Source organism: Anaeromyxobacter sp. SG66, from assembly GCF_022690805.1.
Classification (GTDB): Bacteria; Myxococcota; Myxococcia; order Myxococcales; family Anaeromyxobacteraceae; genus Anaeromyxobacter; species Anaeromyxobacter soli.
The window spans coordinates 15321-29717 of record NZ_JALCZC010000003.1 but is presented as its reverse complement, the minus strand read 5'-3'; the positions used below and the strand labels follow the sequence as shown (position 1 = coordinate 29717).

Here is a 14397-nt window from a genome sequence, read left to right as displayed (position 1 = left end):
GCGGCGCGAGGAACTGCGAACGGCGGAGGTCGCCGCCGCTAGGATGGCGGGGGTGCGTAGCGCCCGCCTCGATCTCGCCCCGTTCGGCCGCCTCGACTTCGGAGAACCCGCGCGCGTGATCGCGACCGACGACGTCCGGCGCGTCCGCGCCGCGCTCGTCGAGGTGGAGGCGGAGGCGCGGCGCGGCCGCTGGGCGGCGGGGTTCGTGTCGTACGAGGCGGCGCCCGGCCTCGATCCCGCGATCGCGGTGCGCCGCGGCTCCGGCCCCCTCGTCTGGTTCGGGATCCACGACGCGCCCGCGACCGCAGCGGCTCCTTCCGCGGCGGAGGTCGCGGCGGCCCGCGTGGATGACCTCGCGCCGGAGGTCACGCGCGCGCAGCACGTCGCGGACGTGGAGGCCGTGCGCGCCGCGCTCGGCCGCGGCGACGCCTACCAGGTGAACCTCACCTTCCGGATGCGGGGCCGGTTCACGGGCGATCCCTTCGCGCTGTACGAGCGCCTCCGCCGCGCCCAGGGAGGCGGCTTCACTGGCTGTCTCGTCGTGGACGGGCGGGCGATCCTCTCCGCCTCGCCGGAGCTGTTCTTCTATCGGCAGGGGGATCGGGTGGAGGTCCGGCCGATGAAGGGGACCGCCCGGCGCGGGCGCGACCTCGCCGAGGACGAGCGGGCCGCCGCCGCGCTCGCGGCCTCGCCGAAGGAGCGCGCCGAGAACGTCATGATCGTGGATCTGCTCCGGAACGATCTCGGCCGGGTGGCGCGGGTCGGCTCGGTGCGGGTGGGGGAGCTCTTCACGGTCGAGCGCTACCCCACCGTGCTGCAGCTCACCTCGACCGTCGAGGCTCGGCTTCGACCCTCGGCCGGCCTCGCCGAGCTGTTCGCCGCGCTGTTCCCGTGCGGCTCGGTGACCGGCGCGCCCAAGATCGCCGCCACGAAGCTCATCGCGGACCTGGAGCGGAGCCCGCGCGGCCCGTACTGCGGCGCCGTCGGCGTGGTCGCGCCGGGCGGCGACGCGGTGTTCGACGTCGCCATCCGCACGCTGGACCTCGACCTCGAGTCCGGCGCCGCGACGTACGGCGTCGGCGGCGGGATCACCTGGGGCTCGGACCCGGAGCGCGAGTGGGACGAGGCGATGGCGAAGGCGGCGGTGCTCTCGGAGCCCGCGGACGACCTCCAGCTCCTCGAGACGCTCCGGCTCTTCGGCGGCGCGTACGCGCGCCTCGAGCGGCACCTCGCCCGGCTCGCGGGCTCGGCGCGCTACCTCGGCATCCCGCTGGAGCTCGCGGCGGTGCGAGCGGCGCTCGAGGCGGAGGCGTCGCGCGCGCCGGCGGAGGGGGCACGAATTCGCCTCCTCGTGGGGCTCGACGGCCGCCCCCGCACCGAGGCGGCGCCGCTGCCGCCGCCCGCGCAGGCCCCGCTCCCCGTGACGCTGGCGCGCGCCCCGGTGGATCGCGCCGATCGGCTCCTCTTCCACAAGACGACCCGGCGCGAGGTGTACGCGTCCCGCCGCGCCGAGCGGCCGGAGGCGTTCGACGTGATCCTGCAGAACGCGGAGGGCGAGCTGACCGAGCTCACCATCGGAAACCTGGTCGTCGAGGTCGGCGGCGAGCGGCTCACGCCGCCCGTCGACGCCGGGCTCCTCGCCGGGACCATGCGCGCCGAGCTCCTCGAGCGCGGCGAGGTGCGCGAGGCGGTGCTCCGCCCCGAGGACCTCGCCCGCGCCGCGCGGCTGTGGCTCGTGAACTCGGTGCGCGGATGGGTGCCGATCCGGTACGTGCCGTGACGGCGTCCCGAGCCCCTGCGCCGGGCACCGAGCTTCACCGCAGCCTGGGGACCCGCATTCGCGGCTGCTCCCCTCCCTCGGCCCACCGCCTCGCGGCGGCTCGCCAGCGCTCCACCTCGACCACGAACGTGGAGAGCGCGAGCCCGCCCACCCCGCCGCTCGCCTCGAGCTTCCCGAGCCCGGCGCCGAGGAGCCGCACCATCCCCGCCGGCCGGCCCTGCACGAGGCCCTTGTGGAAGCCCGCGGCGATCTGGATGAGCCCCTGGAGCGCGAGCCTCGGCGCCCCGGCCTCGTCGCGCCACGCGTCCTCCCACACCTCGTGCGCGTCGAAGAACCGCCCATCGTCGAAGAGGCGCACGCCCGCGTCGAGCGCGGCGCGCGTGTCCGCGGAGAGCGTGTCCGGAGGCCGTGCCATCCTCCTCGTCTAGCGCGCGCTTCGCGGCGGCGCGACGCGGTGGCGCCGAGGTTTTTCGCTCCCGTCCAGGTGCGGATCGGAGGTATGGCTGCGCGCCATGACCGACGACGCGAGTCGCCCGGGGCTCGGGCACGCGCTCCTCCTCGCCGGCGCCGCGTGGGCCGCCCTCGCCGCCTCGTCCGCCGGCGCGCTCCTCGCGGGCGCGGCGATCGCGCTCGCGGTCGGGAACCCCGCCCAGGCGCTCACGCACCGCCTCTCGAAGAAGCTGCTGCCGCTCGCGGTCGTCGGGCTCGGCTTCGGGATGGACCTCGGCGCCGTCGCCCGGGCCGGGGCGCGCGGCTTCGGGTACACCGTGGTCACCATCGCCGCCGCCTTCGCGCTCGGCACGCTCATGGTCCGGGCGCTCCGGGTGCGCGGCAAGACCGGCCTCCTCATCACGGTCGGCACGGCGATCTGCGGCGGCAGCGCGATCGCCGCCGCGGCGCCGGCCATCCAGGCGGACGACCGCGAGGTCACGGTCGCGCTCGGGACGGTGTTCCTCCTGAACGCGGTGGCCCTCGTGGTCGCGCCGCCGCTCGGGCACGCCGCGGGGCTCGCCGAGGCGCCCTTCGGCGTCTGGGCGGCGCTCGCCATCCACGACACGAGCTCGGTGGTCGGCGCCGCCCTGCAGTACGGGCCGCGCGCGCTGGAGGTGGCCACGGCGGTGAAGCTCGCGCGCGCCCTCTGGATCCTCCCCGTCACGGTCGGCCTCGCGGCGCTGGAGCGGCGCGCGGGGCGGGCGGCGGCGGGCCGCGCTTCCTTCCCCGGGTTCATCGCGGGCTTCGTCGTCGCCGCGGCGATCGCGACGTTCGTCCCCGCCGCCGCCCCCGTGGCGGGCGCCCTGGCGCTCGCCGCCCGGCGGGCGCTCGTCCTCACGCTCTTCCTCGTCGGCGCGAACCTCTCGCGCGAGGCGCTCCGCGAGGTCGGGGCGCGCCCGCTCGCGCACGGGGTCCTCCTGTGGCTCGCCATGGGAGGCGCCACGCTCCTCGCCGTGCGGGAGGGCTGGATCTCCTGACGCGCCCGCGCCCGGGCGGGTTGAAGCGGGGCCCGCGGCGTGCGAAAACGCCCGTCCCGTGATCCGCTTCGACGGCATCTCCAAGCAGCACGGCCGGCAGCTCCTCTTCGTCGAGGCGTCGGCCGTCCTCCACCGCGGCGAGAAGATCGGCCTCGTCGGGCCGAACGGCGCCGGGAAGTCCACCCTGTTCCGGCTCGTGACCCGCGAGGAGGAGCCGGACGAGGGCAACGTCTCGATCGACCGCGGCGTCACCGTGGGCCACTTCTCCCAGGACGTGGGGGAGATGTCCGGGCGGAGCGCCGTCGAGGAGACGATGGACGGCGCCGGCCCGGTGTCGGCGGTCGCGGCCGAGCTGCACGCGCTCGAGCACGCCCTCGCCGATCCCGCCCGCGCCGACGAGCTGGAGGAGCTCGTCGAGCGGTTCGGGAACGTGCAGGCCCGCTTCGACGAGCTCGGCGGCTACGCGCTCGAGGCGCGCGCGCGGGAGATCCTGGGCGGCCTCGGCTTCACGCCGGAGATGATGGACGGCGACGTCGGGGCGCTCTCCGGCGGCTGGAAGATGCGCGTCGCCCTCGCGCGCATCCTCCTCATGCGGCCCGACGCGATGCTCCTCGACGAGCCCTCGAACCACCTCGACCTCGAGTCGATCATCTGGCTCGAGGAGTTCCTCCAGGCCTACGACGGCGCGATCCTCATGACCTCCCACGATCGGGAGTTCATGAACCGGGTCGTCTCCAAGATCGTCGAGATCGACGGCGGCGAGCTCACCACGTACTCCGGCAACTACGACCTCTACGAGCGCGAGCGCGCCATCGCGGACGCGCACCAGCAGGCGCAGTTCGACCGCCAGCAGGCGATGCTCAAGAAGGAGCTCGCGTTCATCGAGCGGTTCAAGGCGCGGGCGTCCCACGCGGCGCAGGTGCAGTCGCGCGTGAAGAAGCTCGACAAGATCGAGAAGGTCGAGCCGCCGCGCGTCCGCAAGACCGTCGACTTCGAGTTCCGCGCCGCGCCCCGCTCCGGCGAGGACGTGGCGAAGCTCGCCGGGGTCGTCAAGCGGTACGGGGCGCGCGTCGTCCACGGCGGCCTCGACTTCCTCGTGCGCCGCGGCGAGCGCTGGTGCGTGCTCGGCGCGAACGGCGCGGGCAAGTCGACCCTGCTCAAGATGGTCGCCGGCGAGACGGCGCCGGACGCGGGCACCGTCGCGGTGGGCGGGAGCGTGAAGATGGGCTACTTCGCCCAGCACGCGATGGAGCTGCTCGCCCCCCACCGGACGGTCTGGGAGACGCTCCAGGACGCCTTCCCGCGCGCCTCGATAGGCTCCCTGCGCACGCTCGCGGGCTGCTTCGGCTTCTCCGGCGACGAGATCGAGAAGCGCTGCAAGGTGCTCTCCGGCGGCGAGAAGGCGCGGCTCGTCCTCGCGAAGCTCCTCTACGATCCGCCGAACTTCCTCGTGCTCGACGAGCCCACGAACCACCTCGACGTCTCGACCAAGGAGATGCTGGTGCGGGCGCTCGCGGGGTACGAGGGGACGATGCTGCTCGTGTCCCACGACCGGCGCTTCCTCTCCGCGCTCACGAACCGCGTCCTGGAGCTCACGGCCGAGGGCCCGATCGCCTACGGCGGCGGCTACGGGGAGTACGTGGCGCGCACCGGCCGCGAGGGGCCGGGGCTCCGGCACCTCGGGGCGGCGCGCTAGTCGAGGCGCGGGCCCCGCGGCCGCCCCGCGCGAGCCGCCCGCGGCGCGGGAGTCCTGCCCGGAGGCCGCGGGCGCGGCGTGATCGCGGGCGCGTCGCCGGCGCGGTAACCTGTCCGGATGAGGACCGTCACCGCGACCCGCTACGTCACCGCGCTGCGCGAGGGCGGCTCGCTGCCGGCCATCGTCGAGGGCGACGACGACGGCCTGTACGTCGCGAAGTTCCGGGGCGCGGGGCAGGGGCCGAAGGCGCTCGTCGCGGAGGTGATCGCCGGCGAGCTCGCCCGCGCGGCGGGCCTGCCGGTCCCCGAGCTCGTCCGGCTCGAGGTCGGCGCGGAGCTCGGGCGCAACGAGCCGGACGGGGAGATCCGCGATCTCCTCAAGGCGAGCGTCGGGGCGAACGTCGGCCTCGACTACCTGCCGGGCAGCGCCACCTTCGATCCGGTGGCCGGGCCGCCGCCCTCCGCCGCGGAGGCCTCGGAGATCGTGTTCTTCGACGCGCTCGTGACGAACGTCGACCGCACGGCGCGGAACTCGAACCTGCTCTGCTGGCACCGGCGGCTCTGGCTCATCGACCACGGCGCGTCCCTCTACTTCCACCACGCCTGGCCGGACGCGCCGGACCCCGCGCTCACCCCGTTTCGCGCGGTGAAGGACCACGTGCTCCTGCAGTGGGCGGCCGAGCTCCCCGCCGCCGGCGCGCGCCTCGCCGCGCGGCTCGAGGGCGGGGCCGTCGCGCGCGCGGTGGGCGAGGTGCCGGACGCGTGGCTCGAGGGCGAGCCGCGCTTCGCCTCGGTCGCGGAGCACCGCGCGGCGTACGTGCGGCTCCTCGAGCGCCGCCTCGCGGCGGCGCCGCTCTTCGTGGAGGAGGCCGAACGTGCCCGCGCACTGCTCGTTTGACTACGCCGTCGTCCGCGTCGTCCCGCGCGTCGAGCGCGAGGAGTTCCTGAACGCGGGCGTCATCCTCTTCTGCCTCGAGCGGGACTTCCTGGCCGCGCGCGTGGAGCTCGATCGGGAGCGCCTCCGCGCGCTCTTCCCCGGGGTGGACCTGCCGCTCGTCGAGGAGCACCTCGCCGCGCTCTCGCGCGTCGCGGCGGGCGGGGAGGGGAGCGGGCCCATCGGCCGGCTCTCGCTCCGGGAGCGCTTCCACTGGCTCGTCGCGCCGCGCAGCACCGTCATCCAGGTCGGGCCGGTGCACTCCGGCGTGTGCGAGGACCCGGCGCGGGCGCTCGAGAAGCTCCTCGAGCGCATGGTGCGGCAGCCCCGGGCCCCTGCGCCATGACGCCCGGGCCCGCGCCCCTCCGCGACGTCCCGGTCCTCTTCGCGTCGCGTGCCCTGAGGCTCTTCGCGTACGGGCTCGTCTCGGTGGTGCTCGTGCTCCACCTCTCCGCGGCGGGCTACGGCGAGCGGCGGATCGGGGCGCTCCTCACGCTCACGCTCCTCGGCGACACCGCGCTCTCGCTCGTGATCACCACCCACGCCGACCGCTGGGGGCGGAGGCGCATGCTCCTCGCCGGCGCGGCCCTCATGGCGCTCGCGGGCGCCGCCTTCGCCGCCACGACCTCGTTCGCGCTCCTCCTCCTCGCGGCCACCGTCGGGGTGATCAGCCCCTCGGGGAACGAGGTCGGCCCGTTCCTCGCCGTCGAGCAGGCGGCGCTCTCGCAGGAGCTCCCCGCGGAGCGGCGGACCGCCGCGTTCGCCTGGTACCAGCTCGCGGGATCCGCGGCGACGGCCCTCGGCGCGCTCGCCGGCGGCGGCCTCGCCGGCGCGCTCCAGTCGCGCGGCGTCGCGCCGCTCGCGAGCTACCGCGCCGTGATGGCGGGCTACGGCGCGGCGGGGCTCGCGCTCGCGGCGGTGTTCACGCGGCTGTCGCCCGCGGTGGAGGCGCCCTCGGCGCCGGCCGCCTCCCGCCGCTCGCGCCTCGGCCTGCACCGCTCGCGGGGCACGATCCTCCGCCTCTCCGCGCTGTTCTCCGTCGACGCCTTCGCCGGCGGGCTCGTGGTGCAGAGCTTCGTCGCCTGGTGGTTCCACGCGCGCTTCGGCGTGGGGCCGGCGAGGCTCGGCGCGATCTTCTTCGGCGCGAACGTGCTCGCCGGGATCTCGGCGCTGTCGGCCGCGTGGATCGCCCGCCGCGTGGGGCTCGTGAACACGATGGTGGCGACGCACCTGCCCTCGAACGTGCTCCTCGTGCTCGTCCCGCTCATGCCGACGCTGCCGCTCGCGATCGCGGTGCTCCTCGTGCGGTTCTCCATCTCGCAGATGGACGTGCCGACGCGCCAGTCCTACACGATGGCGGTCGTCGACCCCGACGAGCGCTCGGCGGCGGCCGGGGTGACCGGCATCGCCCGGACGGTCGGCGCGGCCCTCGCGCCGCTCGCCGCCGGACCGCTCTACGCGATCGCGGCGCTCTCGTCCGTTCCGTTCTTCCTGTCGGGCGGCCTCAAGATCCTCTACGACCTCGCGCTGTGGCGCAGCTTCCGCAACGTGGTGCCGGACGAGGAGCGCGCAGGGAGCGCGCGGTCTGCGGAGCGCTGACGCGGCCGCGCGCGCGACTCACGCGCCGCCGCCTCCCCCGCGCGCCCGTACCCGCGATTGCTCCCGCCGAGAAGGCGAGCAGCGGGGGGTGGAGTGGCTACGTTCACCGCCCGGACCGAAGTCGGGTTGGGTGGGGGTGTGTCATGGAAAGGATCGAGAAGAAGATCCTCGTCGAGGTGGAGGCAGCGCGGGTGTTCGACTACCTGCACGATCCGAGGAACCTGCTCGAGATCTGGCCGAGCCTGGTCGAGGTCACGAACGTCCAGCTCAAGGAGGGCGGCGGGGCGGACTGGGACTGGACCTACAAGATGGCTGGCCTGCGCTTTCACGGACGGTCGGAGACCGTCGAGGCGGTGCGGCCCCGCCGCTTCGTGACGAAGAACGAGAAGGGGATCCCGAGCACGTTCACCTGGACCCTCGAGCAGCGCGACGCCGGGACGGAGGTGGTCCTGAAGATCCAGTACGAGCTCCCGCTGCCGCTGCTCGGGCACGTCGCGGAGCTGTTCCTCCGCCATTCCAACGAGCGCGAGGCCGAGACGCTGCTCGAGAACCTGAAGGAGCGGCTCGAGTCCGCGGGGGCGTCCCCGAGGGCGCCAGAGATGGCTCCGCCCTCGAGGCAGCCGCCGCCGACGTTGCCGCACGCCTAGCGCGCTCGAGCGGAGGCGCCGGCCTCCCGGCGCCTCGCCCGAGCGGAAGCGCTCAGTGATGGGCGGGGGCCTGGGACTCCGCGCCGGGCTGGGCTCGGGTGGTCCGGCCTTCCGCGTAGTGCTCCATGCCGGCGAAGTCGATGATGACGCACGCCTCGTCGCCGACCGTCCAGGCGTCGTGGCCGGGCGGGATGACGGCGTAGTCGCCGGCCCCGATCTCCGCCTCCTCGCCGTCGTCCATCACGAGGTGCATCCGGCCCGAGACGACGTAGCCGGAGTGTGCGGCCTGGCAGCTCCGGGTGCCCGCGAGCGGCTTCACGTGCGTGGACCAGCGCCAGCCCGGCTCGAACACGCCCCTTCCCACCACCCCGTCGCCGAACTTCAGGATCTCCGCGTGCCCGTTGCCCTTGAACGGACGGGTCTCGTCCGGAGACGAGAACCGCTTGATCGAGATGCGCGCCATCGCGATGTCCTCCCATCCGGCCGACGCGGCCGGGGAAGAGACGGTGCTCCGAGACCTTGTCGCATTCAACGGCCGGCGGCGGTCGTTCGGGTTCGCTCGAAATGTCCGAGCGGGCGGGACACGCCGCTCGCGCATGGCGGCTCCGGCCCGGCCTTCTAGCGCCCGGGGGGCTGTCCGATCGCGAGCTCCGCGGACGCAGAGACAGGCTCACCGTCCGGCACGACGCCCGGCCGCCAGGCGCGGCCCTCCAGCGCGTGCCGGAGCTCGAGCGCCTGCCCGGGTTAGGGCCGGGGTGAGGAACTGCCCGACGGTACGGCGCGCCCTGCGAGCCGCGTCGGGAGGGGTCAGGTCCCGAGGTAGCGGCCCGGCCGGTGGTTCACCGCCAGGACCAGGTTGAGCGCGACCGCGCCGACGACCGACAGGGCGATGGTGGAGAGCGGCGCGACGAACAGCGACGCGAGCACGACCAGGGCGTCGACGACCATCTGGAACGCGCCCGCGCGGACGCCGTGCCGCTCCTGCAGGTGGATGGAGAGGATGTTGAGCCCGCCGAGGCAGGCGTGGTGGCGGAAGAGCACGAGGAGCCCCACGCCCACGAGGACCCCGCCCATCACCGCGCCGTAGAGCGGGTGCAGCCGGTCGAGGTGGAGCACCGCCGGCAGGTGATCGGTCGCGAGGGACACGAGCGCGATCGCGACGAACGTCTTCACCGTGAACCGCCACCCCATCCGCCGGACGCCGAGCCAGAAGAACGGCAGGTTGAGCGCGACGAAGAGCTGGCCGAAGGAGAAGGGCGTCACCCGGGCGAGCAGGAGGGCGACGCCGGCGGTGCCGCCCGTCAGGAGCTTCGCCTGCGCGAGGAAGCCGTAGCCGAGCGCGACGAGCGCCGAGGCGGTCAGGATGGCCTGGGCGTCGTCGAACGCGCTGTGGCTCTCCGCCGGGAGGACGGTGTCCATGAGGCGCGGCAGATTAGCGGAACGGCCCGGCGCTGTCGCGCCGGGAGCGCCCGCTCACGGCCGGCGGGCGCGGGCGCCGCGGCGCGTCCACGCGAGCACCGCGCCGACGATCCCGAGGGCGAGCGCGCCGCCGGGGCCCGAGCCGCAGCCGCCGCCTCCGCCCGCTCCCTTGGGGCCGGCGACCGACTGCTCCGGGACGGGGGGCGGCGTCGTCGTGTCGCCGGGAGCCGGCGGCGTGAGCGGGTCGGCGCTCGGCGGCGGGACGTCCTTCACGATCTGGAACTTGTCGAGGAGCGAGCCGTCCGGCCGGACCGACTCCACGAGGAGCGTCCCGCCGTCGAGCGTAAGGATGAGGTGCTGGTACTCCGTCGCGCGGAACGCCGTCCACTCCGCCGCCGGGAGGACGGACTCGTACAGGTAGTCGCTGCCGCCACCGGCGGTCAGGTACACGGGGGCGCCCGGGTGGTCGTAGTCCTTCTTCACGACCGCACCCTGCCGCGCCGGCCAGGTGCGCTCGTAGAGGTGGTTATGGGCCTGGAGGACGAGGTCCACCCCGTACTTCTCGAACGGGCCGAGGAGCGCCCGCGGGATCTCCGGGAAGACGCCGTACTTGCCCGTGGCGAGCGCGGGCCGATGCATCGTGACGAGCTTCCAGGGCGCCTTCGACGCCGCGAGGTCCGCCTCGAGCCAGGCGACCATCGTCGCCGTGTCGCAGCCCATCTGGCTCGCGTCCATCGGGACGATGCAGTTCGTGTCGAGCGCGGCGACGTGGAGGTCGCCCCAGTCGAACGAGTAGTAGCGCTCGCCCTGCGGTCCCTGCGGCAGCTCGACCGAGTCGAGGTACGGCTGCGCGAACGGCGTCCGGTACTCGTGGTCGCCGACGCCCGTCCACATCGTCGCGGACCGCATCAGGTCCTTCCACACGCCGAAGAACGTCGTGTCCCACTCGCCGGCCGCACCGTCGGGGTACGAGTTGTCACCCATGGTGAGCACCGCCTCGACGCCGCGGAGCTCCATGCGCGCGACGTTCGCGCGCGCGTTCGGGCCGGCCGAGCCGGTGTCCGCGGTCGCCCCGATCACCGCGTGGCGCGCGGCCTCGGTGCCGGGCACGGCGGGCGTCCGCACGGAGCCGTCGCCGGCGGGCGCGCCGTCCAGCGTCACGTGGAACGGGATGGTCGCCGCGGCCGGGAGGCCGGAGAGGCGCAGCAGGTGGTGCGTGCCGTCGCTCTTCGCCTGGGCGGTGCCGCCGCCGGGGAGGTCCGCGACCGCCTCGACGTGCGCCGCCGCGTCGGTCGAGACGACCACGATCGTGGACGTGGGCGTGGTCTGCTGCAGGAAGGGCCCGCGCACGATGCTCGTGGCGAGCGCGAGCTGCGGGAGCGCGAGGGCCGCGGCGAGCGCGGGGAGGCGCGAGGTGAGGCGCACGGACGTCTCCTTCCACGTCCGCATGCGCGGACGCCGGGGCGGGCACGACGGGTTCTTGGTGACCCCGGTTGAACAGCCGGGCGCGCGCGCCACATTCCGTCCGGAGGCCGCCCGGAGGTGCGGACGGGTGCGCGGTTGTGGGTGCGCGCCGCGCGCGGGATCGCCCCGCGAGCTTCACCTCCAGAGCGATCGGCTCCTGCGAGCGCGTCGAGGTGGCGCCACGCGCCTCTCTACCGGGGGCGGTCGTGCTCGTCGCGCCAGGTCCCGCCCACCTGGCCGGTGCGCCGCTCCTCCGCGACGGGGGCGCTCGGCCCGTAGGGGTGGCCGCCGAACCCGTGGCGCATCATCGCGACGGCGCGCGCCCAGCGCTTCTCGCCGTCGCGCGAGGCGAAGAGCTGCAGGACGGCCTGGGCGATGACCGGGATCGGCGCCTCGAGCCGCAGCGCGTCGGCGACGAGCCAGGAGACCTCGCCCGTGTCCTCCACGTACGGCGGCACGGCGTCGAGCCCGCCCTCCGACTCGTACCCGGCGTGCATGAGGTCCATGAGCCAGCCGCGGATGACCGAGCCGTGCCGCCACGCGGAGAGGACGGCGGCGACGTCCAGCCGGTCGTGGTAGCGCTCGAGGAGGTCGACGCCCTCGCCGATCGCCTGCAGCATCCCGAACTCGATGCCGTTGTGGACGAGCTTCACGAAGTGGCCGGCGCCGGGCGGGCCCGCGTGGACGTAGCCGTCCTCGACCGCGAGCGCGCGGAGCAGCGGCTCGACGCGCGCGACCGCCGCGGCCTCACCCCCCGCCATGAAGCAGGCGCCGCGCCGCGCGCCCTCGACCCCGCCGCTCGTGCCGAGATCGACGAGCTCGATCCCCTGGCCCGCGAGCCGGTCGTGGCGACGGATGGAGTCGCCCCAGTACGAGTTTCCGCCGTCCACCACGACGTCCCCCCGGGCGAGGAGCGGCGCGAGCGCGTCGAGGAGCGCGTCCACGGGGGGCCCTGCCGGGACGTACAGGAACACCGCGCGCGGCGGCGCGAGCGCGGCGACGAGCGCGTCGAGCGTTCGTGCCTCCTCCACGCCCGCCGCGAGGAGCTCCGCGCGCAGCCCGTGCGCGTCGAGGCCCACGACCCGGAGCCCGACCTCGCGCGCCTGGAGCGCGAGCCCTCCGCCCATCCTCCCGAGCCCCACCACGCCCAGCTCACCCGCCGCGTAAGCCATCCGGGACCTCCCTCGGCGCGCCGGCCGCACGGGTCCGCGCGCTGGACAAATCGCTCACGTCGCTCCGGGCCACCGTCCCATCGTTGTCCGTCGCTCCCCGGCCGGACACGTCCTTCGCGTGGTCCGCCGCCGCCCCGCGGCTCGCGTTGACTGCGGGCGGCCGCCTGCCTAGAGACCCTCGCACGGCGTGCACGACGTTCGCCCGGTCCGGTGCCGCCCCAGAGGAGCGCCCGATGCCCTACGAACCCGCGGAGATCCTCGAGCGCTACGAGAGCGGCGCCGCCGCCCATCCGAACGGGAAGGCGCTCGCGCCGGACGCGCAGGCCGCCTTCCGCGCGCTGCAGCGCTCGGACGCGGGTCTCCTCGGCTCGGCGCGGACCCGCGACTCCGCGCGGCGCGAGTGGATCGTCGACGCGCACCGGGAGCGCCGCCGCGGCCGGTTCCTCGTGCTCCGCCCGGTCCACGGCGACCTCGAGCCGTTCCGCGCCACGGCGGACGGCTACCGCCCCGACACGCACCTCGCCGTCTCCGCCGAGGACTGGACCCTCCTCGCCCTCTTCGCCGCCGGGCACGCGGGCGACGCCGGCCGCCCAGACGAGGAGCTCTCCGCCGCGGTCTTCCGCGTGGTGGACCGGATGGTGCGCGAGGCCCAGCACCGGCTGCTCATGGGCGCCGCCGAGGACGAGGAGGACTGATGCCGCTCACCCCCGCCACGCCGATCGCCCGGCACCTCACCGACGACCACGCCCGGCTCGACGCGCTGCTCGACCGCGCCGTCCGCTCGGCGGGCGCGCTGGAGCGGACCGCGTTCGACGCCTTCCGCGCCGGGCTGCTCCGCCACATCGCGCTCGAGGAGAAGATCCTGCTGCCCGCGGCCCGGCGGGCGCGCGGCGGCGAGCCGCTCCCCGCCGCGCGCCAGCTCCGCATCGAGCACGGCGCGCTCGCCTCGCTGCTCGTCCCGACCCCGACCGCGGAGCTCGTGACGGAGCTGCGGTCCATCCTCGTGCCGCACGACGCGCGCGAGGAGGAGCCGGGCGGCGTGTACGACCAGTGCGACGCGCTGCTCGCGGCCGAGGCGGAGGAGCTCGTCCAGCGCATGCGGGCCTACCCGCCGGTGCGGGTCGCCCCCTACGCCGACGGGCCGCGCGTCCTGCGCACCGCCGAGGCCGCGCTCCGGCAATCCGCCCTGAGCCACGGGGGAAGGTGATCGGGGCGGCGCTCCGGCCTCGAACCCCGACCGGCGTCGTTCAGCGCCCCGCTCACCCCGCCCCGAGCAGGCCGCTCGGCGCGCCGGCCAGCTCCACCACGAGATCGCGGAAGGCGCTGACCTTCCGCGGGACGTGCTTCGCCGCGGGCGTCACCACGTGGAGCGCGCCGGCGAGGCGCTCGTGGCGCGGGAGGATCCGCACGAGCCGGCCGGCCACCACGTCGGGCTCGGCCACGAAGGAGGGGAGGAGGCCGATCCCCGCGCCGGCGCGGACGGCGTCGCGCGCGAAGAGGAGATCGTCGCAGACGATCCGCGCCCGGCCGCTCGCGTCCGCGGGCTCGCGCGCGCCCCCGATGCGCAGCTTCTCCGCCCCGCCGCGGAACACGACGCGGTCGTGCGCCGCGAGCTCGGCCTCCGCGCGCGGCGAGCCGCGGCGGGCGACGTACAGCGGCGACGCGAAGAGCCGCAGCACGATCGGCGCCACCTTGCGGACGACGAGCGTGGAGTCCTGGAGCCTGGCGCCGACCCGCAGCGCGACGTCGAAGCGCTCGGCGACGAGGTCCACCACGCGTCCGGTGAGGTGCAGGTCCACCGACACCGACGGGTAGCGCGCCGTGTAGCGGGTCACGACCTCCGCGAGGAAGAGGACCCCGAGGTCGACGGGCGCCGTCACGCGGAGGAGGCCCCTCGGCTCCTCCTCCTGGGCCGGCACCTCGCCGAGGGCGGCCTGGACCGAGCGCAAGAGCGGCGCCGCCCGGTCGTAGAGCGCGGTGCCCGCCGTCGTGAGCGCCACCTGGCGGGTGGTGCGGAGCAGGAGCTGCGCCCCGAGCTCCCCCTCGAGCCGCGCGACGCCGCGGCTCACGGACGACTTGGGCAGCCCGAGCTCCTTCGCGGCGGCGGAGAAGCTGCGGCTCCGCGCCACGGCCTCGAAGACGGTGAGGAGGTTGAGATCCATCGTTCCCTCCATGGAACAGACATGTGCCAGCGTCCAGATTGCGCCGGACGAGGAAC

The 14397-nt window shown here is 75.3% G+C and carries 15 protein-coding genes; 9 read left to right on the top strand and 6 right to left on the bottom strand.

From position 1 onward, the window contains the following. Window positions 1–52 precede the first annotated feature (52 nt). Window positions 53–1780: an aminodeoxychorismate synthase component I gene (pabB, locus tag MNZ39_RS01710; RefSeq protein ID WP_242333517.1), complete on the top strand. Its 1728-nt coding sequence runs from the start codon at window positions 53–55 to the stop codon at window positions 1778–1780. 34 nt (window positions 1781–1814) lie between these two features. Here pabB and MNZ39_RS01705 read toward each other — a convergent pair whose 3' ends face one another. Continuing rightward, a complete protein-coding gene (locus tag MNZ39_RS01705; RefSeq protein WP_242333514.1) occupies window positions 1815–2195 on the bottom strand; it encodes a DUF309 domain-containing protein in 381 nt (126 codons plus the stop codon). A gap of 97 nt (window positions 2196–2292) precedes the next feature. Here MNZ39_RS01705 and MNZ39_RS01700 point away from each other — a divergent pair, with 97 nt between their 5' ends. The 6 genes from MNZ39_RS01700 to MNZ39_RS01675 all read left to right on the top strand — a co-directional run bounded on the left by MNZ39_RS01700 (window position 2293) and on the right by MNZ39_RS01675 (window position 8124). Next, on the top strand, window positions 2293–3249 hold the full coding sequence (locus MNZ39_RS01700) for a YeiH family protein (RefSeq protein WP_242333511.1): 957 nt from the start codon (window positions 2293–2295) through the stop codon (window positions 3247–3249). 58 nt (window positions 3250–3307) lie between these two features. Continuing rightward, window positions 3308–4945: an ABC-F family ATP-binding cassette domain-containing protein gene (locus MNZ39_RS01695; RefSeq protein WP_242333509.1), complete on the top strand. Its 1638-nt coding sequence runs from the start codon at window positions 3308–3310 to the stop codon at window positions 4943–4945. Between the two features lie 117 nt (window positions 4946–5062). Further along, window positions 5063–5842, top strand: coding sequence for a phosphatidylinositol 4-kinase (locus MNZ39_RS01690; RefSeq protein WP_242333508.1), 780 nt, complete (start codon window positions 5063–5065; stop codon window positions 5840–5842). Further along, entirely contained in the window at window positions 5820–6224 is a 405-nt protein-coding gene (locus tag MNZ39_RS01685) for a DUF3037 domain-containing protein (RefSeq protein ID WP_242333506.1), read from the top strand. Before MNZ39_RS01690 ends, MNZ39_RS01685 begins: the two co-directional genes overlap by 23 nt. Beyond that, entirely contained in the window at window positions 6221–7477 is a 1257-nt protein-coding gene (locus MNZ39_RS01680; protein WP_242333504.1) for an MFS transporter, read from the top strand. Before MNZ39_RS01685 ends, MNZ39_RS01680 begins: the two co-directional genes overlap by 4 nt. 143 nt (window positions 7478–7620) lie before the next feature. Continuing rightward, window positions 7621–8124: an SRPBCC family protein gene (locus MNZ39_RS01675; protein ID WP_242333502.1), complete on the top strand. Its 504-nt coding sequence runs from the start codon at window positions 7621–7623 to the stop codon at window positions 8122–8124. Between the two features lie 52 nt (window positions 8125–8176). On the opposite strand, the gene MNZ39_RS01670 is transcribed toward MNZ39_RS01675, so the two are convergent. The 4 genes from MNZ39_RS01670 to MNZ39_RS01655 all read right to left on the bottom strand — a co-directional run bounded on the left by MNZ39_RS01670 (window position 8177) and on the right by MNZ39_RS01655 (window position 12179). After that, complete coding sequence (locus tag MNZ39_RS01670) at window positions 8177–8587, bottom strand: cupin domain-containing protein (protein ID WP_242333500.1); 411 nt, start codon at window positions 8585–8587, stop codon at window positions 8177–8179. Window positions 8588–8931: 344 nt separating this feature from the next. Continuing rightward, entirely contained in the window at window positions 8932–9543 is a 612-nt protein-coding gene (locus MNZ39_RS01665) for a YitT family protein (protein WP_242333498.1), read from the bottom strand. A gap of 54 nt (window positions 9544–9597) precedes the next feature. Beyond that, a complete protein-coding gene (locus MNZ39_RS01660) occupies window positions 9598–10968 on the bottom strand; it encodes a metallophosphoesterase (protein ID WP_242333496.1) in 1371 nt (456 codons plus the stop codon). A gap of 230 nt (window positions 10969–11198) precedes the next feature. Continuing rightward, a complete protein-coding gene (locus MNZ39_RS01655; protein ID WP_242333494.1) occupies window positions 11199–12179 on the bottom strand; it encodes an NADP-dependent phosphogluconate dehydrogenase in 981 nt (326 codons plus the stop codon). A gap of 233 nt (window positions 12180–12412) precedes the next feature. Here MNZ39_RS01655 and MNZ39_RS01650 point away from each other — a divergent pair, with 233 nt between their 5' ends. Beyond that, window positions 12413–12874, top strand: a complete 462-nt coding sequence (locus MNZ39_RS01650) for a hypothetical protein (protein ID WP_242333492.1) — start codon at window positions 12413–12415, stop codon at window positions 12872–12874. Continuing rightward, window positions 12874–13386 carry a hemerythrin domain-containing protein gene (locus MNZ39_RS01645; RefSeq protein WP_242333490.1) on the top strand — a complete coding sequence of 171 codons (513 nt, stop codon included), beginning with the start codon at window positions 12874–12876 and terminating at the stop codon, window positions 13384–13386. The genes MNZ39_RS01650 and MNZ39_RS01645 overlap by 1 nt, the downstream gene beginning before the upstream one ends. Window positions 13387–13438: 52 nt before the next feature. Here the strand turns inward: MNZ39_RS01645 and MNZ39_RS01640 are convergent, their stop codons facing one another. Next, a complete protein-coding gene (locus MNZ39_RS01640) occupies window positions 13439–14341 on the bottom strand; it encodes a LysR family transcriptional regulator (RefSeq protein ID WP_242333488.1) in 903 nt (300 codons plus the stop codon). Between the last annotated feature and the right edge of the window lie 56 nt (window positions 14342–14397).

Bases quoted from the DNA above. Each gene is read 5' to 3' on its own strand.
- MNZ39_RS01690 (WP_242333508.1), top strand. From the start codon at position 5,063: ATGAGGACCGTCACCGCGACCCGCTACGTCACCGCGCTGCGCGAGGGC.
- MNZ39_RS01670 (WP_242333500.1), bottom strand. From the start codon at position 8,587: ATGGCGCGCATCTCGATCAAGCGGTTCTCGTCTCCGGACGAGACCCGT.
- MNZ39_RS01675 (WP_242333502.1), top strand. From the start codon at position 7,621: ATGGAAAGGATCGAGAAGAAGATCCTCGTCGAGGTGGAGGCAGCGCGG.
- MNZ39_RS01650 (WP_242333492.1), top strand. From the start codon at position 12,413: ATGCCCTACGAACCCGCGGAGATCCTCGAGCGCTACGAGAGCGGCGCC.
- MNZ39_RS01700 (WP_242333511.1), top strand. From the start codon at position 2,293: ATGACCGACGACGCGAGTCGCCCGGGGCTCGGGCACGCGCTCCTCCTC.
- MNZ39_RS01680 (WP_242333504.1), top strand. From the start codon at position 6,221: ATGACGCCCGGGCCCGCGCCCCTCCGCGACGTCCCGGTCCTCTTCGCG.
- MNZ39_RS01640 (WP_242333488.1), bottom strand. From the start codon at position 14,341: ATGGATCTCAACCTCCTCACCGTCTTCGAGGCCGTGGCGCGGAGCCGC.
- MNZ39_RS01705 (WP_242333514.1), bottom strand. From the start codon at position 2,195: ATGGCACGGCCTCCGGACACGCTCTCCGCGGACACGCGCGCCGCGCTC.
- MNZ39_RS01645 (WP_242333490.1), top strand. From the start codon at position 12,874: ATGCCGCTCACCCCCGCCACGCCGATCGCCCGGCACCTCACCGACGAC.
- MNZ39_RS01655 (WP_242333494.1), bottom strand. From the start codon at position 12,179: ATGGCTTACGCGGCGGGTGAGCTGGGCGTGGTGGGGCTCGGGAGGATG.
- MNZ39_RS01665 (WP_242333498.1), bottom strand. From the start codon at position 9,543: ATGGACACCGTCCTCCCGGCGGAGAGCCACAGCGCGTTCGACGACGCC.